Source organism: Labilibaculum euxinicum (assembly GCF_963678175.1).
Classification (GTDB): Bacteria; Bacteroidota; Bacteroidia; order Bacteroidales; family Marinifilaceae; genus Labilibaculum; species Labilibaculum euxinus.
Genome location: NZ_OY782756.1, coordinates 843,305 through 866,154 on the forward strand (window position 1 = coordinate 843,305; position 22,850 = coordinate 866,154).

Annotated in this window: 16 protein-coding genes; 11 read left to right on the plus strand and 5 right to left on the minus strand. The window is 37.3% G+C overall.

The window, feature by feature from the left end; all coding sequences use genetic code 11:
- Window positions 1-63 precede the first annotated feature (63 nt).
- A complete protein-coding gene (gene galE, locus ACY0M5_RS03745) occupies window positions 64-1,086 on the plus strand; it encodes a UDP-glucose 4-epimerase GalE (RefSeq protein WP_124994124.1) in 1,023 nt (340 codons plus the stop codon).
- A gap of 101 nt (window positions 1,087-1,187) precedes the next feature.
- Here galE and ACY0M5_RS03750 read toward each other — a convergent pair whose 3' ends face one another.
- Window positions 1,188-2,171 (minus strand): LuxE/PaaK family acyltransferase, encoded by a 984-nt coding sequence (locus ACY0M5_RS03750; protein WP_461630847.1) that lies wholly within the window; start codon window positions 2,169-2,171, stop codon window positions 1,188-1,190.
- A 430-nt stretch (window positions 2,172-2,601) separates the two neighbouring features.
- Window positions 2,602-3,789, minus strand: coding sequence for a phosphoglycerate kinase (locus tag ACY0M5_RS03755; RefSeq protein ID WP_101310533.1), 1,188 nt, complete (start codon window positions 3,787-3,789; stop codon window positions 2,602-2,604).
- Window positions 3,790-4,151: 362 nt separating this feature from the next.
- On the opposite strand from ACY0M5_RS03755, the gene ACY0M5_RS03760 reads away from it, so the two are divergent.
- From ACY0M5_RS03760 to ACY0M5_RS03805, 10 genes are all read left to right on the plus strand, one after another.
- Window positions 4,152-5,276 carry a DNA polymerase III subunit gene (locus tag ACY0M5_RS03760; RefSeq protein WP_461630848.1) on the plus strand — a complete coding sequence of 375 codons (1,125 nt, stop codon included), beginning with the start codon at window positions 4,152-4,154 and terminating at the stop codon, window positions 5,274-5,276.
- 94 nt (window positions 5,277-5,370) lie between these two features.
- Window positions 5,371-6,516, plus strand: coding sequence for a PSP1 domain-containing protein (locus tag ACY0M5_RS03765; RefSeq protein ID WP_124994113.1), 1,146 nt, complete (start codon window positions 5,371-5,373; stop codon window positions 6,514-6,516).
- A 2-nt stretch (window positions 6,517-6,518) separates the two neighbouring features.
- On the plus strand, window positions 6,519-6,986 hold the full coding sequence (locus ACY0M5_RS03770; RefSeq protein ID WP_124994114.1) for a gliding motility lipoprotein GldH: 468 nt from the start codon (window positions 6,519-6,521) through the stop codon (window positions 6,984-6,986).
- Window positions 6,987-7,007: 21 nt separating this feature from the next.
- The gene (trmB, locus tag ACY0M5_RS03775; protein ID WP_124994115.1) at window positions 7,008-7,748 is read left to right on the plus strand and encodes a tRNA (guanosine(46)-N7)-methyltransferase TrmB; all 741 of its coding nucleotides are present in this window, start codon (window positions 7,008-7,010) and stop codon (window positions 7,746-7,748) included.
- A 3-nt stretch (window positions 7,749-7,751) separates the two neighbouring features.
- Window positions 7,752-8,090, plus strand: a complete 339-nt coding sequence (locus ACY0M5_RS03780) for an MGMT family protein (RefSeq protein WP_156195152.1) — start codon at window positions 7,752-7,754, stop codon at window positions 8,088-8,090.
- Between the two features lie 68 nt (window positions 8,091-8,158).
- Window positions 8,159-9,256, plus strand: coding sequence for an Mrp/NBP35 family ATP-binding protein (locus tag ACY0M5_RS03785; protein ID WP_124994117.1), 1,098 nt, complete (start codon window positions 8,159-8,161; stop codon window positions 9,254-9,256).
- A gap of 240 nt (window positions 9,257-9,496) precedes the next feature.
- Window positions 9,497-13,072: a type IX secretion system periplasmic lipoprotein PorW/SprE gene (gene porW / locus ACY0M5_RS03790; RefSeq protein WP_461630849.1), complete on the plus strand. Its 3,576-nt coding sequence runs from the start codon at window positions 9,497-9,499 to the stop codon at window positions 13,070-13,072.
- Between the two features lie 84 nt (window positions 13,073-13,156).
- Window positions 13,157-14,710 carry a T9SS response regulator signal transducer PorX gene (gene porX / locus ACY0M5_RS03795; protein ID WP_317163314.1) on the plus strand — a complete coding sequence of 518 codons (1,554 nt, stop codon included), beginning with the start codon at window positions 13,157-13,159 and terminating at the stop codon, window positions 14,708-14,710.
- Window positions 14,711-14,736: 26 nt separating this feature from the next.
- Complete coding sequence (tsaE, locus tag ACY0M5_RS03800; RefSeq protein ID WP_124994120.1) at window positions 14,737-15,153, plus strand: tRNA (adenosine(37)-N6)-threonylcarbamoyltransferase complex ATPase subunit type 1 TsaE; 417 nt, start codon at window positions 14,737-14,739, stop codon at window positions 15,151-15,153.
- A gap of 86 nt (window positions 15,154-15,239) precedes the next feature.
- On the plus strand, window positions 15,240-16,463 hold the full coding sequence (locus ACY0M5_RS03805; protein ID WP_124994121.1) for an alanine dehydrogenase: 1,224 nt from the start codon (window positions 15,240-15,242) through the stop codon (window positions 16,461-16,463).
- On the opposite strand, the gene ACY0M5_RS03810 is transcribed toward ACY0M5_RS03805, so the two are convergent.
- The 3 genes from ACY0M5_RS03810 to ACY0M5_RS03820 all read right to left on the minus strand — a co-directional run bounded on the left by ACY0M5_RS03810 (window position 16,429) and on the right by ACY0M5_RS03820 (window position 22,806).
- Entirely contained in the window at window positions 16,429-17,292 is an 864-nt protein-coding gene (locus tag ACY0M5_RS03810; RefSeq protein WP_461630850.1) for an HAD family hydrolase, read from the minus strand. The two genes, ACY0M5_RS03805 and ACY0M5_RS03810, sit on opposite strands and share 35 nt — an antisense overlap.
- 759 nt (window positions 17,293-18,051) lie before the next feature.
- On the minus strand, window positions 18,052-19,188 hold the full coding sequence (locus ACY0M5_RS03815) for a Fic family protein (RefSeq protein WP_124994111.1): 1,137 nt from the start codon (window positions 19,186-19,188) through the stop codon (window positions 18,052-18,054).
- Between the two features lie 165 nt (window positions 19,189-19,353).
- Entirely contained in the window at window positions 19,354-22,806 is a 3,453-nt protein-coding gene (locus ACY0M5_RS03820; RefSeq protein ID WP_461630851.1) for a hypothetical protein, read from the minus strand.
- Window positions 22,807-22,850: the final 44 nt, after the last annotated feature.

Here is a 22,850-nt window from a genome sequence, read left to right on the forward strand (position 1 = left end):
TAACAAAAATTGAATGTATACTAATTATAGACGAAAGAAAATAATTCTTTTAGAATTTAGATTATGACGAATAAAGTATTAGTAACAGGGGGAACCGGATATATCGGTTCCCATACTGTAGTCGAACTTCAAAATAGTGGCTGCGAAGTAGTGATTGCAGATAATTTATCAAATTCTAAAATTGAAGTTTTAGATGGTATTGAAGCGATTACCGGTATTCGTCCATTGTTCGAAAAGGTAGATTTAAGTTGTGCAAAAGAATGTACAGAATTCTTCACGAAACATACAGGAATAAATGCAATTATTCATTTTGCAGCCTCGAAGGCGGTAGGGGAATCGGTTGTGAAACCATTGTTGTACTACAGAAACAATTTGAATTCATTGATGAATATTTTGGAAGCAATGAAGGAATTCAATGTTCCCAATTTGGTTTTTTCTTCATCGTGTACTGTTTACGGACAGCCTGATAAATTGCCTGTAACAGAGGCAACGCCTCGTAAAGAGGCAGAATCTCCTTACGGAAATACAAAAACGATTTGTGAAGATATCATCAGAGATACCACGAAAGCAAATCCTGAATTAAAAGGAATTGCCTTGCGTTATTTCAATCCGATCGGAGCTCATCCATCAACAAAAATTGGAGAATTGCCTTTGGGTGTTCCCGGTAATTTAATTCCGTTTTTAACACAAACAGTTGCAGGAATGCGTGCTGAGTTAAGTGTATTTGGAAATGATTACAATACGCCTGATGGTTCTTGTATCCGCGATTATATTAATGTTGTTGATTTGGCTAAAGCTCATGTTGTTGCAATTAATCGTTTGATTGAAGAAAAGCAAAAATCGAATTATGAGTTTTTTAATATTGGAACAGGAAAAGGAGTTTCAGTATTGGAACTTATTGAATCGTTCGAACGGGCAACAGGTGAAAAAGTACCTCATAAAATTGTGGGACGACGTGCCGGTGATATTGAACAAATTTATGCAGATACTACTTTTTCAAATAAAGAATTAGGATGGAAATCTGAAAAAAGTCTTGACGAAACCTTGCTTTCAGCTTGGAACTGGCAGGTAGCTTTAAATAAATAAGCGTTAAAAATCTAATGTTGGGTTCCTTTTGGTAGGGGGATCTATAAGCATCAAATAGAGTTGGTTTACATTCATTAAACTCTATTTGGTGTTTTCTTTTTTTACTCATTTACCAGCAAATTGCAGCCTCTGATATCGGAATGGTCGAAACGACCCAGAATTTCGAAGCTTCCATCTGCATGAATCCGGCCCAAATCCTGTGTTTCGATAAAGGAACAAGAGTGTATGTTAGCCAAATCGATTACATTAATCCCGCCGCTTCGGCCTTGCTGTTCGTAAGAAAAAGGATCGTAAGTATCCCGAATCAATATCTTCATCCAGCTAGGCGTAAAAAACAGACTGTCTCCTTTCGAGTAAGCCTGCGATAAAAGTTCGGTCATTCCATATTCCGAGTGAATTTTTTCGACACCCAATCGTTGGGTCAGAAAAGCATGCAATTCCTCTCGTGTAATTTCTTTTCGGCGCCCTTTCATTCCCCCCGTTTCCATTACTATTACGTCATCTAAATCCAGCTGGAATTTTTCAGCCAGATCGAGCAAAGCGAAACTAACACCTAACAAAAGAATCTTTTGATTCTGTTTTTTCAGATCAGAAATGGTCGCAATCAATTCTTCATGATTGTGCAGGTAAAAGCCGCTTTTTTTATGTTTGCTGTCCTTTATCAACTTCTCCATCATATAAATAAGAGAAGAACCTTCCCGCTCCAAATATGATGGCAATAGAGCCAGAATGCAGTAATCGCTTACCGCACCATAATATTGCTCAAATCCTTTTGTAAAGCTGGCTTCATAAATTTTTAAATCGGGCACATAATGGCGGCTGGTTAAATTTCCTGTTGTTCCGCTGCTGGTGAAAATGGCTTGCTCCTTTTTAGTGGTAGAAACCACTTTGTGCGATTTAAAGAAATCAATGGGAAGAAAGGGAATTTGAGTAAGGGTTTTAACCGTTGAAATATCGAATTTTAAATGCTTCAGATATTCTTTGTAAACTATATTATTCGTTGCCTGATATTGAAAAATCCGTAGTGCTGTTTTTTCAAAATCATTTTCGTTTGTAATGGCAAATATTTCCTCTTCCCAATTCATTTATCTGATAGCTTAATGTTGATTTATTGACAAAGATAATTGAAAAACCTAAAGATGACAGTGTCCTTGCAAGGCTTATCTGTCAACTCCCACCTCATTGGGCTTTAATGTATGTCTGGGAAGTTTTGCCCTTTGTTCCGGGCAAACAACTTTGTGTCTTGGAGGTACTTCCTTCTGTCTTGGAAGACTTGCTTTGGGTCTTGGAAGCACTGGCTGGTGTCTTGGAAATATTTTTGGCTTGTCTTGGAAGCATAGGCTGGTGTCTTGGAAGATTTTCAGCTTGTCTTGGAAGAGTTGCTTTCTGTCTTGGAATGTCTTCTCCTAAAATAGCTTGACAGATTATTACTGTGTTTGGGATTGTTGTATAAAAAAACGCAGCTCCGTTACAGAACTGCGTTTGGTTTCCCGAAGGGAAGTATTTTGGATTTAATTATCCTCTGATAGCTGTTACACCTGGTAATTCTTTTCCTTCGATGTATTCTAGTAAAGCACCGCCACCGGTTGAAACGTAACTTACTTTGTCAGCAAGACCGTATTTGTTGATTGCAGCAACAGAATCACCACCACCAATTAACGAGAAAGCTCCTTTTTCGGTAGCAGTTACAATTGCATCAGCAATTGCTTTGGTACCTTTGGCGAAAGTATCCATTTCGAATACTCCAACAGGACCATTCCAAAGAATAGTTTTTGATTCTTCAATTACTTTTGAGAAGCTGGCGATAGTTGCATCAGCAACATCCAGTCCCATCCATCCTTCAGGAATTGCATTTACATCACACACTTTAGTGTTAGCGTCGTTAGAGAAGGCATCAGCAATTAAAGCATCGGAAGCAAGGTGAAGTTTCACGTTGTTCTCTTTTGCTTTCTGAAGAATTTCTCGGGCCATTTCTAATTTATCATCTTCAACCAATGAGTCTCCAATAGTTCCACCCATTGCTTTCACAAAAGTGTAAGTCATTCCACCACCAATAATCAAATGATCAACTTTTGACATTAATGTTTGGATGATTTCAATTTTTGAAGAAACTTTAGCTCCTCCCATAATGGCAGTTAACGGATGCTTGGTATCTTTCAATACCTTATCAACGCTTGATAATTCGCCTTCCATTACATATCCGAAAAGTTTGGCTTCCGGGAAAAATTTTGCGATAACAGCAGTAGAAGCATGTGCACGGTGAGCCGTTCCAAATGCGTCGTTGATCCAAAGGTCAGCTAAATCAGCTAATTTTTTAGCAAATTCTTCATCACCTTTTTCTTCTTCTTTGTAGTAACGAAGATTCTCCAATAAAAGAACTTCACCAGGCTTTAAATTAGCAGCCATAGTTTTTGCACTTTCACCAATACAATCATCAGCAAACTTTACTTCAACACCAATCGATTTTGTAAGGTGAGCAACAATGTGCTTCAATGAAAATTTCTCATCTACACCTTTTGGACGACCAAGATGTGACATCAGGATAGCAGAACCATTACCATCTAATACTTTTTTGATAGTAGGCAGAGCAGCACGAATTCGTGTGTCGTCAGTAATTTCGAATTGCTCGTTCAAAGGCACATTGAAATCTACTCGGATAATAGCCTTTTTACCTGAAAAATTGTAAGTGTCAATACTTTGCATGATATAATTGTCTTTAGTTTTTTTTTCGTGTATCCAAAGGTAGCTTTTTCTGCAAATGAGTGCAAAAAAGATAGGGTAAACTATTGTATCTGTAATTAATGCAGAGGGTTAGGTGTTATGAGGCATTAGTTTTGAAACGATTGCATAAAAAAATAAATTTGAATAATAGGAGCTAAAACGTCAGATTTGGAGACTTCTTAATTGCAAGATGATTACTTTTAGCAAAGCACTCTGATATTTTTTTAACTTTGGGTAGCCTAATGAGTTTTTGCAGCTAATTTTGCATTTTAGTGATCGCTCAGAAATCAATGTTAAGTGATTGGTAACATTAGGATGCCTGTAACAGAATCGAAATTAATTTCATGCAATTCAAAGATATAATTGGACTTGAATCGGTAAAGAGTCAGTTCATACAAACAGTAAAAGAAAATAGAATTAGTCACGCTCAGCTATTGGTTGGACCGGCCGGAGTTGGAAAATTACCTTTAGCAATTGCTTTTGCGCAATATGTGTCTTGTTTGGATCAAAAGGAGAATGATTCATGTGGTGTTTGTTCATCATGCAAAAAATACCAGAAGTTAATTCATCCCGATTTACATTTTGTGTTCCCGGTAGTAACCGGTAAAGGCTTTACGAATCCGGTGAGCGATAATTTTATTGGCAGCTGGAGATCTCAAATTGAAAGTGATCCGTATTTTGATTTGGGCGAATGGTACCAAACTCTGGGTGTTGACAATTCTCAGGGCTTAATATATTCTTCGGAGAGTAATGAAATTATCCGCAAGTTAAATCTGAAGACTTATGAGTCTGATTACAAAATAATGGTGATTTGGCTGCCGGAAAAGATGCATCGGTCCTGTGCCAACAAATTGCTTAAAATGATCGAAGAACCGCCAAAGAAAACATTGTTTTTAATGGTTTCGGAAGAGCCGGAAAAAATTCTTCAGACAATACTTTCCAGAACACAGATTGTAAAAGTTCCAAAAATTGAATCCAGAGATTTATCGCAGGCGCTTACATCCGAATTTAATTTATCGGGAACCGAGTTAAGCAATGTGGTTCGTTTGGCTGGCGGCAGCTATCGTAAAGCCCGGATATTGATTCAGAATTCAGATGAAAACGCTTTTAATTTCGAGAATTTTGTTGCTATTATGCGATTGAGCTATGCGCGTAAGGTGTTGGAAATAATGGATTGGTCGGAGCAAATTGCAGGGATTGGCCGCGAACGTCAAAAGAGTTTTTTAAACTATTGCGTTCGTATGGTGCGCGAGAATTTCATTTTAAATTTAAAAAAGCCTGAAATGGTATTTTTGAATGGCGAGGAAATGAATTTTTCTCAACGGTTTTCGCCTTTCATTAATGAGGAAAATGTATGGATTCTTGCTGATGAGCTTTCAAAAGCTCATTCGGATATCGGCAGAAATGCCAATGCTAAAATTGTTTTTCTAGATCTAAGCTTGAAACTGGTTAAATTATTAAGGCCATAAGAGGCTATTAATTCGGCGAATTAGTATCTTTAAAAGTTTATAAATTAAAATCATTATTTTTGCGGTCGGTTACCGACTAATAATCAATATACATATGACAGAAAATAAGGAACCAAAAGGGAAGTGCGGAGGTTGTGCTTCCAATAAAAAGGATGATAGACTTCTGTATGGAAAACTAGATGTTTATGATTGGTTGAGTGATGTTCCTGAGAGTGTGTTATGTCCGGATATCGTTGAAGTAAAATTTAAAAATACCCGAAAGGGATTCTTCTCAAACTCGAATCAATTAAGACTGCAAAGAGGCGATGTTGTTGCTTTAGAGGCATCACCGGGACACGATATAGGAATTGTTACACTAACAGGAGATTTGGTTGTAGAGCAAATGCGAAAGCAGAAACTGAATCCGAAAACATACGAGGCGAAAAAAATATACCGTAAGGCTAAGCCGGTGGATATTGAAAAATGGCATGAGGCCATTGCGCTGGAACACAAAACAATGATTAAGGCCCGCCAGCTGTCTGCAGAACTAAAACTCAATATGAAGATTGGTGATGTAGAATATCAGGGCGATAAAACCAAAGCAATTTTTTACTACATCGCTGATGATCGGGTTGATTTTCGTCAATTGATTAAAGTGCTTGCCGAACAGTTTAAAATTCGGATTGAAATGCGTCAGATTGGTGCAAGGCAGGAGGCCGGAAGAATTGGAGGTATTGGTCCTTGCGGAAGAGAACTTTGCTGCTCAACCTGGATTACTAATTTTGTGTCGGTAACTACAAATGCAGCTCGTTATCAGGAGATTTCATTGAATCCACAGAAATTAGCCGGTCAATGTGGTAAGCTTAAATGTTGTTTGAATTTCGAATTGGATTGTTACATCGATGCTCAAAAAGATTTTCCGAATACAAATATTCCGTTGGAAACAAAAGATGGTACAGCTTATCATCAGAAGACAGATATTTTTAAGAGGCTGATGTGGTATTCGTATGATAAATACAACACCATGAATATGGTTCAGCTTTCGGTAGATACCGTTAAGGATATTATCAAACAGAATAAAAAAGGCATTAAGGTCAATAAACTGGTAACAGAATTTGTTGCAGAGCCTAAGAAAACTTTGGAATACGAAAATGTAGTTGGTCAGGATAGTTTGAATCGTTTCGATTCGGTGGAAAAACCGGCAGCGAAAAAACCGAAGCGTAAATTCCGACGTAAACCACGAAAAAATAATCCGTCCTAATCATGAAGATGTTGAGGGTTCTTTGCACATTATTACTGGGAGTCTTAGTACTTTCCTGTGATTCTAACAGAGTGTACGAACAGTATGAGAATATTCCTGATTTTGAATGGAATCAGGATAATATTCTTCGTTTTGAAGTGGAAATATCAGATACAGTTCAGGCAAATAATATTTTCATCAATCTGCGCAATTCCGGAGATTATGCCTACAGTAATTTGTGGGTGTTTGTGAAAGTAATATCACCTGATAATGAGATTGAAGAAGAGAAAGTTGAAATTGAGTTAGCCGATGAAACCGGCGATTGGTATGGAAGCGGGTTTGGTGATATTTTTGATTTACAGGTTCCATTTAAGCAAAAAGTAGTTTTTCCAAAATCGGGAAAATATGTGTTTGAAATTACTCAGGGCATGTACGACCTGAAATTGAAGGGAATTGCGAATGTTGGAATTCGTATTGAGAAGGAAAAATAGATAATATAAGAGGTTTTAAAAGTGGGAAAAAATAAATTACAGCGCTTTGCTGAAATGAAGTCTTTTGATAATGTTTTTCAACCAACCCACAACGAAGTTTGGGAAACAAACTATCAATTTAAGGGAAAGTGGAACAAGGATGTGTTTAAGAATGATAATCCTATAGTTCTTGAAGTTGGTTGTGGAAAGGGTGAGTATACGGTTGGTTTGGCAAAACAATTTCCAAATAAAAATTTCATTGGAATAGACATAAAGGGAGCCCGTATCTATTGTGGTGCAAAAGAAGCTCTCGATACTGGTTTAAGTAATGTTGCTTTCATCAGAACTTATGCAGAGTTGCTTCAATCTATTTTTGAAGCAGGAGAAATCGCCGAAATTTGGATTACTTTTCCTGATCCTCAAATGAAAAAAGTTGGCAAGAGATTGACAGGAACCCGGTTTTTAAAGTTGTACAGTAATCTTCTTTCTAAAGAGGGAATTGTTCATTTAAAAACGGATAGTAACTTTTTGTATGAATACACTAAATATGTTATCAAGGAAAACAATCTAAAAGTTCTTGTTGATACCAACGATTTGTATCATTCCGGCAAAGCTGATGAAATTCTCTCTATTAGAACTTTTTACGAGCAGCAATTTTTGAATCGGGGAATTCCGATTAAGTATCATAAATTTATGCTTGAGGGTAAAACCGGGTTTATTGAACCTGATGTAGAAATTGAATTGGATTGGTACCGAAGCTTTGGCAGGGAGAAAAAAGAATAGCTAATGTCTGATTTGTATTCCCGAATTTACGATGTAGTGCGGTTAATTCCCGCAGGACGAGCAACCAGTTATGGAGCAATTGCCCGATTTGTTGGTTCTCCGCGAGGATCGAGAATGGTAGGTTGGGCTATGAACCAGTGTCATGCTCACAAAGAATACACGCCCGCACATCGGGTGGTGAACCGATTGGGAATGCTGTCAGGAAAACATCACTTTCCGGGTGAAAATGTAATGCAGGAACTTTTGGAAAGTGAAGGCATTGTGGTTATCGACGATCAAATACAAAATTTCGATCGTGTTTTTTGGGATCCATTCAAAGAACTCGGCGGGATAACTATTTAAATAGAATCTAAATACATACATTTGTACGTATTCTTTAAATAATTCAAAGACTTAAAATTTATTATATCATGAGTTATACTCAAAAACAGGTTACGGATGCTTTGCGATTGGTAAAGTTTCCAGGTTCCGATAAGGATATCATGGCCCTGGATATGGTTCGTAACATTAAAATTGAAGGAAAAAAAATTGGTTTTGATCTGGTTTTCCAAAAATCAGACGATCCAAATATTATTACCTTAAAAAAACTTTGTGTTTCTGCCATTTTGAAATTTGTTGATAAAGAGGCTGAAATTAAAGGAAACATCAAGGTGAAAGCGGTTCATATTGTTGATGAGCCTGGAGTTCTTCCCAACGTGAAAAATATCATTGCAATTGCTTCCGGTAAAGGTGGCGTTGGAAAATCAACGGTAGCTTCAAATTTGGCTGTAGCTTTGGCCAATGCCGGTGCTAAGGTTGGTTTGATTGATGCAGATATTTTTGGTCCTTCAGTTCCTAAAATGTTTGGTTCTGAAGCAGCACGTCCGAGTTTAATTAAGATTGACGACAAAGACAGAATTGAGCCTCATGAAAAATTTGGCGTGAAAATGTTGTCGATTGGATTCTTTGTAGATCCTGCTCAGGCAACCGTTTGGCGAGGACCAATGGCTTCGAATGCATTAAAACAAATGATTGAAGAAGGAAACTGGGGCGAGCTTGATTTTGTATTGATCGATTTGCCACCGGGAACAAGTGATATTCACCTAACTTTGGTTCAAACAGTTCCGGTTACAGGTGCTGTTATTGTTAGTACACCTCAGGAAGTAGCTTTGGCTGATGCAGTTAAAGCAATCAGCATGTTCGAAGGAGCGGGTGTGAATGTTCCTGTTTTGGGAATGGTTGAAAATATGGCTTGGTTTACTCCTGCTGAATTGCCAGAGAATAAATACTACATTTTTGGTAAAGATGGTTGTAAAAATCTTGCGGAAGAAAAAGGCATTGATTTATTGGGACAAATTCCATTGGTTCAGAGTATTAGAGAGGGCGGCGACAACGGAACTCCGGCTGCTGTTAATACAGATACAGTTACGGGGATGGCTTTCGCCGATTTGGCTGCAAAACTGATGTCAGTTGTTGATCAAAGAAACGCAGACAAAGACCCAACAAAGCGTGTAGAAATTACTCGATAAAGTATTAGATATTATGATTTAAAAGGGAGCATCTGATGCTCCTTTTTTATTTTCGCTTAAATAAGCTTATATTCAGAAAGTTTTAATAATTTTCGAGAGTATTACTATTTATAATCAGATTTAGATTAACTGTTTGATTCATATGGTTTATGAAGAAGTTGTAAATGAAATTTTACTTTTTATTGTTCCTTTGTATACTAATTTCTCAATTTTAACGGTTATCTAACAAAACGATAAGTCTTGGCTAGTAAATTTTTTCAAAAAGCGTATGTTGGAGTTTGTTGTTTACTTTTTGTGTTTGGTTGTTCCAATCAGAAAAACACATTTGTAAGCAGACAATATCATGCATTAACCACACATTACAATGTTTATTTTAATGGGAAAGAAAGCCTGAAGAAAGGTGAAAAGAAAATTGAAGACGGAATTACCGAGAATTATTCTTTGCTTCTTCCTGTTTTTGAGTATCAGGATCCAACTGCCAGAGCATTGTCTTTTTCCGATATGGACAGAGCCCTCGAGAAGGCAGCCAAGGCCATAAAAATACATTCGATTACGCGCAATCCTAAACGTAAAAAAGGCAATCAATCGGAGAAATACAAAGAGTTTAGAAAAAAGAAGGAATACAATGATTGGATAGATGATTGTTACCTGCTAATTGGGAAAGCAAAATTCTACAAGGGAGAGCACCATGTATCTGAAAAGGCATTTGAGTTTATTTTAAAGGAATATCCTGAATCGGATTTAATTCCGGAAGCAAAACTGGGTTTGGCCCGTAGTTTAATTGATAGAGGTGAGTTGATAGCGGGAAATGAAATTCTTGACCGATTAACCAATGATCCTAAACTTCCTAAAGATTTTATTCTTCACATATCAACTTTGCGTGCAAGTACTGCAATTCAGCAAAAAAAGTATGAAAGTGCAATTGACGAACTGGGAAGAGCAATTATTCTTGTAGGTTCTAAATCTAAAAAAGCAAGATACTACTATTTAACTGCACAGCTTTATCAAAAGTTGGGGGATGCCGATGCTTCGCTGCGTACTTTGCAAAAACTGATTGACTTAAATGCATCTTATGAGATGACATTTAATGCCAAAATCAGCAGTGCATTGTCATACACTGGAAATGAGAATGGCGAAGAAATCCGTAAGAGTTTACGAAAAATGCTTCGCGATGAAAAGAATACAGAATATCAGGATCAGATTTACTACGCTCTTGCGGAAATGGACGTGAAGGACGGAAATATGGATGCTGCGGTTTCAAACTATTGGGAATCAACGAAACGAACTGTTTATAATGAAAATCAGAAGGCAATATCATTCTTAAAATTAGGAGATTACTATTTTGAAGATCTGAATTATCCAAAGTCTCAAATGTGTTATGATAGTTCCATGACATATCTGGGCAAAGATTATCCCAATTATTCTGAAATATCAGTTCGAATAGGAAATTTGACAGAATTGGTGAACAATCTTAATTTGGTTGAAAGAGAAGATAGTCTGCAGCGGGTGGCTTCCATGAGTTCTGCTGATAGAGACAAACTGATTCAGGGAATCATTCAGAAAATCAACGATAAGGAAAGAGAACGAAAGCAAAAAGAAGCAGAAGCGGTTTCCAACAGAGCCTTTTTTAGTCAGAATAATATGTTGGGAAACTCCAATAGAGCCACTGCAAGTCAAGGCAACTGGTATTTCTACAATCCTACCAATATTGGTCTGGGCAAATCAGATTTCCAGCGAAAGTGGGGACGACGAAAATTGGAAGATAACTGGAGAAGGAAAAATAAATCGACTTTTAGTATTGAGGATGTTGAACTTGCATTAGAAGATAATACAGGAACTGATTCTGTGGATCCATCATTTAAAAAGGATCCTAAATCGAAAGATTATTACCTGGTTGATTTGCCGGTTACAAAAGGGGGAATGGAAAAGTCCAATGAACGAATCATGTTGGGTTTGTATCAGGCCGCATTGGTGTATGAGGAAAAATTGAATAATCCTGAAAAGGCTTTGGAGACAATGGAAATACTCATTCAGAGATTTCCGGATAATCCATATCTGTTATCAGCATATTACCATATTTATTCATTAAATAAGGAGATTGGAAATTCTTCGAAAGCTGATGTTTATAAGAATAAGATATTAACTGAGTTCAAGGGAAGTGATTATGCGAAAGCACTCAGCGATCCTAATTTCTTTGCTAAAATTGAAGCGGAAGTTCAAAAGGCGAATCAATTGTATGCTGCAGCCTATGAGGACTATCAGAATTTCTACTACCTAAGAGTTATAAAAAGCTGTAACGAAGGTTTGTTGAGATATCCGGAAAGTGAATTACGCCCACGTTTTTTATTTTTACGGGCTTTGTGCATCGGAAGAACAAAAAGTGTATCACAGTTTAGACAATCATTGGATCAGTTGCTTGAGTCGAAACCTACACCCGAAATAGCGAATACTGCCAAAGCCATTTTAAAAGGACTTGATAATGGTGCCGTTCCGATGCCGTATACCGAATTGGATATGGAACAGGCCCGGCAAAATCGTTTGCTTAGAAATTGGCGGATTGAAGGTGATCAGGCTGTTGTTACTCTTGCCCGAAAAGAGAAAGAAGTAAAAGAAAAGCCGATTTATAAATTTGCTGAAACAGAAGAGCATTACTTTATATTGCTGTTTGATAAGAAGGATGCTGATCCTAACCGAATGCTGTTTAATATTGCCAAATACAATTCAGAGGCATACAATAGCCGCGTATTTAAAGTAGATAGACTCTCTTTAAACAAAGAGCAGATCATGATTATGGTGAAAGGTCTTGAGAATAAAGAAGATGCTTTGAATTATTTTAATGGAGTTATCACGAATGATAATGCTTTTGCAGGTTTAGAGAATGTGGATTATCGGAATTTTGTGATTTCTGTCTCTAATTTTAACGTCTTTAAGAAGAATCAGGATGTTGAAGGTTATCTGGATTTTTATACCAAGAGCTATTTTAATATCAGCAGAACAGACAGAAAAACAACCGTTAGGCGGAATGATAAATTGGTTTCTGTGAATTCGAATTTGGATTCAACAAAGTTTGCAGTTAATGCCAACGACAATCATAAGTTTATTCTTTTGGTACCGGCACGAAAAGTAAATATTGGCAAATTAAGGACTGATATTTTTAATCATGACAAAGATTTTACCGTATTAAGAGATCAGTACGATGATGATTTAAATATGATTGTTGTGAATAATGTTGGCTCCAAGGCCGAGGCAATGAGTTATTTTAGGAATCTGATAAAAGATGAGTCGGTGTATGCACAACTGGCAAATGTAGAATATCGAAACTTTGTGATCACCGAAGAGAATTTTAATAAATTCTACATTAGTAAAACCTTGTTCCCGTATCTTGATTTTTTTAAAGAAAACTACCTGAATAATGAAAAAACCGAGGTGGTTAAACCAAAAGAGAAATTAGTTCAGGAAGGGATATATACCTACAAAGAAGAAGTGCCGCACTATTTTGCATTGGTTTATTCTACAGATAATGTAAATAAAAAACAACTCGTAAACGGAATTAAGAAATACAATACAAAAAGTTTAAAAGTGGAAGTTCGTGCTTTGGATGAGAATCGGGAAATTCTTTTAGTTACCAATATGCGTAATAAAAAGCAGGCCATGATGTATTTCAGGGCAATTGTCACGAATCGTATGCTTTTTGAACCCGTTGAGAAAGTTAATTACCGAAACTTTGTTATTTCTGATGAAAATTTAGATGTTTTCATGAAGGATGGCGATCCTGCTATTTACCTGGAATTCTTTAAAAAGTGGTACCTTAAGTAAACTCTGCGAAATAAAAGGTTCCATATTTCGTTACCTCTAGTACTAAGCCTGGTTATTTCCCGGTTGAACTAAAAATGAACGTTTGTGAAAGATATTACGATACTTTGGGTGGATGATGAGATTGAGCTGTTGAAGCCTCACATTATTTTTTTAGAAGGAAAAGGATACAATGTAAAATCATGCAATAACGCTCATGATGCAATAGATATGGTTCGCGAGGATCATTTCGATTTGGTTTTACTGGATGAAAACATGCCTGGCATGAGTGGTTTGGAAGCTTTAGGTGAAATTAAATCCATCGATTCGGCGCTGCCGGTTGTCATGATTACCAAGAGTGAGGAAGAGGACATTATGGATGAGGCAATTGGAAAACAAATTTCTGATTACCTGATAAAACCAGTAAATCCGAACCAGATATTACTTACCATTAAGAAACACATCGATAAAAAAAGATTGGTTTCTGAAAAAACAACGATCGCTTACCAGTCGCGGTTCGGACAATTGGGAATGGAGATCAACGATTGCCGCGATTTTACCGATTGGATGAAAATGTATCGGAAGCTGGTGTTCTGGGAATTGGAACTTGCCAATATTGAAGAATCGGGAATGGATGAAATTCTGCGTATGCAGAAGAATGAAGCCAATAATTTGTTTGCCCGTTTTATAAAAAAGAATTATTTGGAGTGGTTGGAGCCTGGCAATACGGATAAACCGTTACTAACTCCCGCTGTGTTTAAAGAAAAGGTTTATCCTTTGCTTGATAAAGGACAAAAGGTAGCTTTTATTCTCATTGATAACCTGCGCTACGATCAGTGGCAAACCTTATATCCTGTAATTAACAATTACTATTCGGTGGTGGATGATGATATGTATTATTCCATTTTACCAACGGCAACCCAGTATGCCCGAAATTCAATGTTTTCAGGCTTAATGCCTTTGGACATTCAAAAGAAACATCCCGGTCACTGGATTCACGAGGATGAAGAATCAAGTAAGAACATTCACGAAGAGGAGTTTATCGGATTTCAGTTTAAACGCGATTACAAGGATGTAAGCTACCATTACGAGAAAATCAATAACGAAAAAATGGGTGCAAAAGTAATGGAGAATATCAGCTCCATTCTGGAATCTCAGTTGAGTGTTTTTGTCTATAATTTTGTGGATATGCTCTCGCATGCCCGCACCGAAAGTGATATGATTCGTGATTTGGCTCCCGATGAGTCTGCATATCGCTCTTTGACTCTTTCCTGGTTCGAACACTCCATGTTGTTGGAATTAATTAAGAAGCTGGCCGAAAAGAATGTAAAGCTGATTATTACAACCGATCATGGTTCCATTCGGGTTCAAAATGCGGTAAAGGTGATTGGCGACAGACAAACAAATACCAATTTGCGGTATAAAATGGGTAAGAACCTAAACTACAATCCAAAGCATGTTTTTGAGGTGACCGATCCACGAAAAGCACTTCTGCCTCAGGTAAATGTAAGTTCTTCTTATATCTTTGCATTTGGCGAGGATTTTTTGGCTTACCCAAATAACTTTAACTACTACAGTTCCTATTACCGAAATACTTTTCAGCATGGAGGAATTTCGCTCGAGGAAATTTTAGTTCCATTAATAACACTAAATCCGCGCTAGAAGTTAGATTTCAATTGTTTTCGAAAATGAGTGTATTAAAAATTAACTCGCTGAAAGAGATTAATGCAGCAGCAAAAGAATTTCTTTCCTTAGTGGGAAAAAAGCGTGTATTTGCTCTTTATGGAGCAATGGGTGTTGGAAAAACCACCTTTGTAAAAGCAATTTGTGATGAAATGGGCGTTGAGGATACCATCAATAGTCCTACGTTTTCTATTGTGAACGAATATCATACACCGAAAGATGACATTATTTACCATTTCGATTTCTATCGGATTGAGGATGTAAAAGAGGCTTATGATTTTGGTTATGAGGATTATTTTTACGGTAACGCAATGTGTTTTATCGAGTGGCCCGAAAAAATTGAATCTATTTTGCCTAACGATACAGTAGAGGTTCTTTTTAAGGAAGAAGAGGATGGCAGTCGGTCAATTACCATTCGGTAATTAGGAATATGCATAATAGTAAAAAATTGTTTAAATTGTAGATTCATTATACTTGTTATAATCTTCTTTAATATTACAATTTTTATATGGCGCCACTAAGTGAAAGATCGAGGAATTTTCCGATTGGGCAGAAATTTTACCAGCCTAAAGAAGAAATGTTGGAAGTTGAACGTCGACGTAAACAATTAGCCATTGGGATTCCAAGAGAGGAAGGTAAAGGTGAAAACCGTATTTGTTTAACTCCTCAGTCTGTAGAAGTTCTGGTGAACAATGGCCACGATGTTATGATTGAACGTGGTGCAGGACTGGCATCCAATTATACCGATAAGGAATACAGCGAAAACGGTGCACAGATAGTCAGTAATAAAAGTGAGATTTATCAATGTGATGTGATCATTCAGGTTTCACCCTTGTCGTCTTCAGAAATTGATATGCTTCGGGGAAATCAGATTCTGTTTTCTGCTCTTCAAATTAAAAGTCAGTGTGGAGAGAACATCCGCAAATTAATGCAAAAAAAAGTGACGGCTATTGCGCTGGAATTGGTGAAGGATGAGAATGATTTTTTCCCGGTTGTTCGTTCCATGTCCGAGATTGCCGGGATTTCTGCTGTAATGATTGCCGGTGAATATTTAAGCAAGGCTCATGGAGGAAAAGGGGTTATGCTGGGAGGAATTACCGGAATTACGCCAACCGAAGTGATTGTTTTGGGTGCAGGAACAGCTGCTGAATATGCCACAAGATCTGCCACAGGATTGGGTGCGATGGTTAAAGTGTTCGACGATTCAATTTATCGACTGCGCAGATTGGAAGATCATTTGGGACATCGTGTATTCACATCAATTTTTCATCCTCATGTTTTGGAAAAAGCCTTGGCCTCGGCCGATGTCGTAATTGGTGCATTACGTTACGAAAAAAATGTAAGCGGTTTTATTGTTACCGAAGATATGGTTTCAAAAATGAAGCCGGGATCTATCATTATCGATCTGAGTATCGATCAGGGTGGTTGTTTCGAAACCTCAATGATGACCACACATAAAGATCCGGTATTTAAAAAGTTTGGGGTTTTGCATTATTGTGTCCCCAACGTACCTTCCCATGTAGCCAGAACGGCTTCTCTTGCCTTAAGCAATATCTGCTCGCCATTGTTATTGCAAATTGGAAACAACGGAGGCGTGCATCAGTTTATTAAACATGATGTTGGCTTGCGGCATGGAACGTATATTTACAGAGGAATTCTAACCAATCGTCGCTTGGGCGATTCGTTTGGTATTTTGGCTAAAGACATCGATTTGCTGCTTGCTGCGATGTAGTTTGCTTCCCGAGTGTACATTCTACAGCTTTGGAAAAACCATCATCAGTAACACTATCAGTTACCTGATATTTTAACCGCAGTTCTTTGGGCGCATTGGCTACCACAAAACTGTGTTCACCCCAATCCAACAGATCAAAATCATTGTAATCATTCCCTATGGCAATCGATTCGCTTGCTTTAATTTGTAATTTGCTGCAAAGCCATTGGCATCCACGCCCTTTCGAAATGTGCTCGGGGAAAATCTCCATCCAAATCGATTCATGATCGAGTGGCGATGTTGCCCGAATGATTTTAATATCCGTAAATTTTGTCTTTAATTCCTCAAACCAATCTACCTTATTGGGCAGTATGGCCAAAATCTGGCAGGCATCCCGTTTGGTATCCTCCAGTTTACCCACAGGCGTCGCAAATTGCTTGTAAAGCGCCAGTCTTCGCTCAAAATCTAAATTTTTATTTCCACTTTGATAGTACCAAAATTGATGATTTAAAGGAATAGGATCCTGAATCATAAAATCAATTTCGTGATCGATTAAAATCTTAGCTAATTCAAATACTTCTTCTGCTTCAATCTGTTGTGAGTAGATGAGTTCTTTCGTATTCCACTGCATTATTCCCGCTCCCGACGAAAAAATAAGGTAATCAATTGGAAAATCTTCGGGCAATACTGCCAAAGCTGAGTAAAGGGTTCTTCCCGTGGCAATTACTCTAATAATTTCTTGTTCTTTTAGCTTGTAAAGAGTGTCGTAATTTTTTTTGCTGATATTACCCAGCGAAGGAAGCAAAGTGCCGTCTAAATCAGTAACTACGATTTTTATTTTTGGAGTCATAAAAGAGAGTTTTGGAAGAACTCTAAATTTACCAATTTAGAATGACAATTCTATGACAGATGATATTTAGTCTGTAATATCTGTTGATATAAGTCTACTTGTCGTAATCTGCTCGTAATGATAAGCAAGACATAATAATCTCAATGACACAAATTCTTATTACATTCGGTTCTCTTACTTGCAAAATAGTTCTGGGTCGCATTATTACAAATGTAGCAGTTCAAAAAATAATGCAGGAGAAGACAAAGAACAATACTACTATCATAAATTAAGTAATAATCTGTCAAGCTATTTCAAGAGAAGACAGTTTGGTACAAGTTTGAAGTTTTCCGGCACAAGTCTAATCTTTTCCGCCACAAGTTTGAAGTGTTCCGCCACAAGTCTAAGGCTTTCCGGCGCAAGTTTGCAATTGTGCGCCACCGGTAATCCCAAAACTGATGTTGAAAGCGGATAAACCGGGCATAACAAGGGAGAAAGTGAGAAGGAACAAGGATAAAGAAACAAGTATCAGGTACAAAGCAGCAAGGAACAAGGATAAAAGGAGTACTTACAAGCAAGGCTCCATCTCCTGAAAATCTGCAACTTGTGGTAATTTGCAAGACATAAATTCGGTATTTTGGCACAAGCCCTAAAAATAAGCCCTCACTTCCATACTGCCACATGAATGGTTTTGCCACCTTCGCTGTTGCGGCCATTGTACGAAACGCTCAATTGAAATAGTTTGCTTAGTTGTTGTTGTTGTGGGATTGTATGTTATCCTTATTTATTTTGAAATATATTAAAATATTCCGCAAATATAAATTTACGATTTCGTTTATATCCAGTTAATTCTGAGAGTATCTCCAAATCGATTAGATCTTTAATTAATCTATTGGCCGTGGATGGTGAGATCTGTAATAGTTCAGAAACTTGTTTTGAATCGATTATTGGTATTTGAAAAAGTTGTTTCATTAGTTGTTGTCCTTTTTCAATTTTACTTCCAAGCTTTGGGAGTTTTTCTGTTTCAATTTTATTTTTAAGTGTAATAATATCTTTAAATACTTGAATTGATCCATTTGAAGTTTCGATGACACCAACTAAGAAAAATTTTATCCATTGTATTAAGTTACTGTTCGTTCGAACTGTCATTAGATTATCGTAATAGTAACCTTTATTCTTTTCAAAAAAGTCAGATAAGTATAAAGATGGTTTCTTTAATACATTGCTGCTCACTAAATAAAGAGTAATGATAAGTCTTCCTAACCTGCCATTCCCATCTAAAAAAGGGTGAATCGTTTCAAATTGGTAATGTGCTATTGCGATTTTAATTAAATGTGGTATGTGATTTTCTTCATCATTCAGAAACTTTTCAAAATCACTCATTAATTCAATTATCTCAGAATGATGAGGAGGAATGAATATGGCATCTTTAAGTGTTGCTCCAATCCAGTTTTGACTGGTTCTGAACTCACCGGGTATTTTGTGTTTTCCGCGAACACCGGATAATATTATTTTATGGGTGTTTTTTATTAATCGGTTAGAAATAGGAAGTTTTTCTAATTCTTTAATAGATGTATTTATTGCTTTTATATAATTCTGAACTTCAGACCAATCATCTCTTTTTTCTGGATTAATGTCTTCCTCTTTAATTAAAGCTTCCTCCATGTTCGTTTTTGTTCCTTCAATCCGACTAGAGGTTGTTGCTTCTTTTAGTATATGCATGCTAATAAAGAAGTCTACATCAGGAATAATTTGGGAAAAGGCATTTAATTCACCAATTAGCCTATTCGCTTCTGCCAAAAGTTTATTTACTTCAGGAGTTGATATTATCCATTCATGGTTAATTTTTTCTGGAGAAAATGATTTGTATTCTATTTGTTTTATGTGTTTACCAGAAATGAAATTACTTAAATCCATATTCTTATTTTTTTGTATATATGCAAATATACAATTTTATATTTTCAAAAAACACAGTAAATGAAAATACAGGATTCTGTGTTTTTATTTTTACACTGAATCTATACTTTTGAGTATAATTTAACCACTACTTTCAATCCTGATTGATAGGTAAAGAAATATCCTCTAAAAATAAGCTCTCACTTCCATACTGCCCACATGAATGGTTTTGCCACCCTCGCTGTTGCGTCCATTGTACGAAACGCTCAATTGAAATAGTTTGCTTAGTTGTTGGTTGTAGCTCAGACTCCAGGTTGTGTTGTTGCCGGGCAAAAATCCTTCGAGCATTTCGTAGGCTATCGAGCTGTTCGAATCGGCATTAAAATCGACTAGTAAATAGTTGATTGTAGCCATTAATTTACCTGTTTTAACCAAAGAATACTGGCAGTCGGCACCTATGTTGTGTGTGTTCGATTTTTCGGCAGCCAATTTATTCTCCTTGCTGTTGTAGGTGTAGTTCAATCCGAACTGAAAGGCCAGTGTTGGCTGAAACTGAAGCTTTAATTCGTTTTTAATTTCCTGCAAAGAGTAATTTTTATCGGCGAACGATTCATTGTTTAAATTCTTCTCACCAAAATCGGTCCGGTTGCTCAACTGGTTCGAGTTGCCAATTTTCCATTGAAAACGAAAGCCGTTCTGCATGTATTTTCGGCGTTCGAAACCTTGGGTAAGCAATTGTTTGCCATTGCTGCTTAAGTGAATAAGATCCCAATTGGTTTTCGATTTGGGTTTACGGTACGAAAAGGTATTCTGAAAACTCGAATTGATGGTGATGAGGTTTTCGTTCGCAGCATGAGCCAGAAAAGGATTCGCATACAGATTAAAATCATTTGCCAAACTCTTTTTCGAAATACGGTAGGCAAAGCGGTTGTTGAATCGTTTCAAAAAAGAGACGAACTTCTGTTTCGATTTAATTTGACTCAGTCGCAAATTGAATGTCTGCCGGAATTCGCTGGTAAACACCTTTTGATAATTGTTGGTATTGGTGCCCACACGAATGTAATTGGCCTCGTCTTTAAAACTGGCAACCTCAAATTCGTTAATCTCTTTCACTTCGTTTCCGTTGTAATCCGTCCAGCGATAAATTCCCTGTCCTTCGTTTACCTCAACAAACGAAAATTCTTTTTCGCTTTCCAAACCCGATCCCAGTTCGTAGTAGGTCGAAGTTTGCAGCAATCCTTTTTTAATTCGTGCCTGATGTTCCAGTTTTCCTAAAAAAGTATTTTCGGGCTTTTCATCGGTGTAGCTGTTGTCCAGAATGGATAGTTTCCGGTAAATCGTTTCTATTTTCAACTGATTTTTCCGGTTTTTCTTCAGCCAGACTTGTGCCCCAAAGTCCTGCGATTCACTTTGTGCCTTCAGGTCATTTGCCTTGGGCAGAAAATCTTTTCTTTTCTGGTAGTAGGTCTGAAATTGATTTTCAGATGAATCACGGTTGGTAATGTATACCTTATAGGAATGAAAAGATGCACTGTTTGCCAACAGATCATGACTGGTTTTATTTTCCCACTGATTGTTTTCGCTTTCGGTTTGCACACCAATTTTGGCAAAGCCTATTGCATAAGATGTGTTAAGCTGGTGCCGGTAGAATTTGGTTTCAATATTTTCCTGATTGGTAGCCAAAGCATTTCCTGTAAAATTGATTGCCAGATTCTTTTTTGAAAACTGTAAACCCAAAGAATGTTTGTTTCCCTGGTAATCGCTGCCTTTTTTCAATACAGAGAATTCGTATCCGGCCTGTCCCCAGTTTTGGTTCGAAAAAACGTTGTTAAGCGAATAAAAATTCTCATCAGAATCCGTAAAGTCATTTTGTAAATTCCAGTCCCGTTTAAATTCTGCCGATCGGAATGGCTCAATTTCCGAAAAGTTTTGGTTGATATGGTGAAAACTCAGTTTCGTTTTCAGAAGTGTAAGAGTATCCGTAAAGTTGGAATTTTTCTCCAGCGAAAAATCCACAGCAATGCCTTGATTGTCGCCATCGTCAAGCGACGAAAAGGTGTTCAGGTCACGATTGCTAAGCGCAAATTCGAATTTCGAATTCAGCTTTTCAGTCAGGTTTACATCGCCGCCAAAGGAATACAGCTGTTGTTTTTGTGGAGCTATCAATTGAACAACGGGCTCAAATTCTCCTTGCGGAACACCGTTTACCGGATCAATCCATTGGTAAACCCGACCATTGGCAGTACCATTTACTTGCTGATAGTTTCCGTTATTTGCTCCCGTAAAAGAAAAGTTGGCGCGGTAAAGGGCACTGTCGGCATTGGTGGAGTATTGATAAACGTCGTATTCAATGTTCTCAATGCTTCGCTTGATTTTTTTGTACAAAACAAAATCGTTCGAGTAGTCAACTTCTTCAACATTGGGAACCTTGGCTAATTCCAGATTGTCTCCAATAGTACTAAGCAGTAGTTTGTTTTCATCGCTTAACGACTGATCGATAGACTGACTTTTGCTGTCCTGTTCGTGATAGAAATTGAACCAGAATTTTCCTGTTCTGGTTTTCAGCTCATTGCTGTTAAAAAGCAAATACCTCGAATAGTTTTCTTCCGAGTATTCAAATTCGATAATGATTCGGGAGTTTCGGGTGATTGGCTGTTTTGTTGTAAAAGTAAGTTCTGCAGTATTGTAATTAATCACGTAATCGTTTTGTTCTCCACGGCTCAGGAGCTTTCCATCCACAAAAACTTTTTCGGTTCCTGCCAACACAATAATATAGCTTTCGTTGTTGGCGCCAATCATTCGGTAAGGTCCTTGAATTCCTTCCGAACCTTGCACTTCCATTCTGTTGAATTTGCCCTTTGCAATGGAAGCACTAATGGTCGATCGAAATTCGGTTTTGCTCTTTTTTCTTTTTGCCAGCACACCGGAGAATTTTCCTCCCTGCACTTTTTTATTGAAACGCATGAATTTCCCAGTTGGAGACTGCACCTCATAATCGCCCAAAGTGAGTTCTTTGGTATCATCGTACAATTGAATGTAGATCCGGTCAAAATCATTAATGGTTTGCGTGTTCCCATCGGGTTGTATCGGGATGTTGTTGTCGGATATTGCAGCCAAAATACTTACTTCATTGGTTAGTTTTCCCGATAGCTGCAGATTCAGGTTCGAGTTTACTACCACATCCTGATTGTTGCCGTAAGAGATACCGCGGGTATAATTGCCTTGTTTTTCCAGTTGACCGCCCGAAAAGGCTTCTCTCCTTGTATAGGACGGATCAATTGCAAAGGGTTTTTGGCGGTTATTTCCCGATAGCTTTAGCTGCGATAAATCCCGGTTGTATCTTGGTTTTGTTATGTTGTAATCGAATACGCGGTATTCTATTTTTACCGATTCGCTTTTTTGTTTCAGTTCCTGCGAAGGAATAAAAGTTCCTTTGCCAACAATAATCTGATACCAATCTTTGTTTACCAGTTCATTTTGCTGATGCACTTTTACGGTTCCCGGCAATATCAACATCGAATCCAATTGAATCGTATCTTGGGTAAGATGTACGATCTTGCTTCTTAAATTGCTTTGAGTTTGACCAAGCATTTTAAAACCAGATAAAATCAGCAATATAAAGACTAATTGGAATCTCAAATGAGTATATCTATTTTAGTAATGGGTTCCGATCTGTAAAAATG

Excerpts from the sequence above, each read along its gene's own strand:
- ACY0M5_RS03765 (WP_124994113.1), top strand. The coding sequence starts at position 5,371 with ATGACAGAAAATAAGGAACCAAAAGGGAAGTGCGGAGGTTGTGCTTCC.
- ACY0M5_RS03815 (WP_124994111.1), bottom strand. The coding sequence starts at position 19,188 with ATGGATTTAAGTAATTTCATTTCTGGTAAACACATAAAACAAATAGAA.
- tsaE (WP_124994120.1), top strand. The coding sequence starts at position 14,737 with ATGAGTGTATTAAAAATTAACTCGCTGAAAGAGATTAATGCAGCAGCA.
- ACY0M5_RS03750 (WP_461630847.1), bottom strand. The coding sequence starts at position 2,171 with ATGAATTGGGAAGAGGAAATATTTGCCATTACAAACGAAAATGATTTT.
- ACY0M5_RS03780 (WP_156195152.1), top strand. The coding sequence starts at position 7,752 with ATGTCTGATTTGTATTCCCGAATTTACGATGTAGTGCGGTTAATTCCC.
- ACY0M5_RS03760 (WP_461630848.1), top strand. The coding sequence starts at position 4,152 with ATGCAATTCAAAGATATAATTGGACTTGAATCGGTAAAGAGTCAGTTC.
- ACY0M5_RS03785 (WP_124994117.1), top strand. The coding sequence starts at position 8,159 with ATGAGTTATACTCAAAAACAGGTTACGGATGCTTTGCGATTGGTAAAG.
- galE (WP_124994124.1), top strand. The coding sequence starts at position 64 with ATGACGAATAAAGTATTAGTAACAGGGGGAACCGGATATATCGGTTCC.
- ACY0M5_RS03810 (WP_461630850.1), bottom strand. The coding sequence starts at position 17,292 with ATGACTCCAAAAATAAAAATCGTAGTTACTGATTTAGACGGCACTTTG.
- ACY0M5_RS03770 (WP_124994114.1), top strand. The coding sequence starts at position 6,519 with ATGAAGATGTTGAGGGTTCTTTGCACATTATTACTGGGAGTCTTAGTA.
- ACY0M5_RS03805 (WP_124994121.1), top strand. The coding sequence starts at position 15,240 with ATGGCGCCACTAAGTGAAAGATCGAGGAATTTTCCGATTGGGCAGAAA.
- ACY0M5_RS03755 (WP_101310533.1), bottom strand. The coding sequence starts at position 3,789 with ATGCAAAGTATTGACACTTACAATTTTTCAGGTAAAAAGGCTATTATC.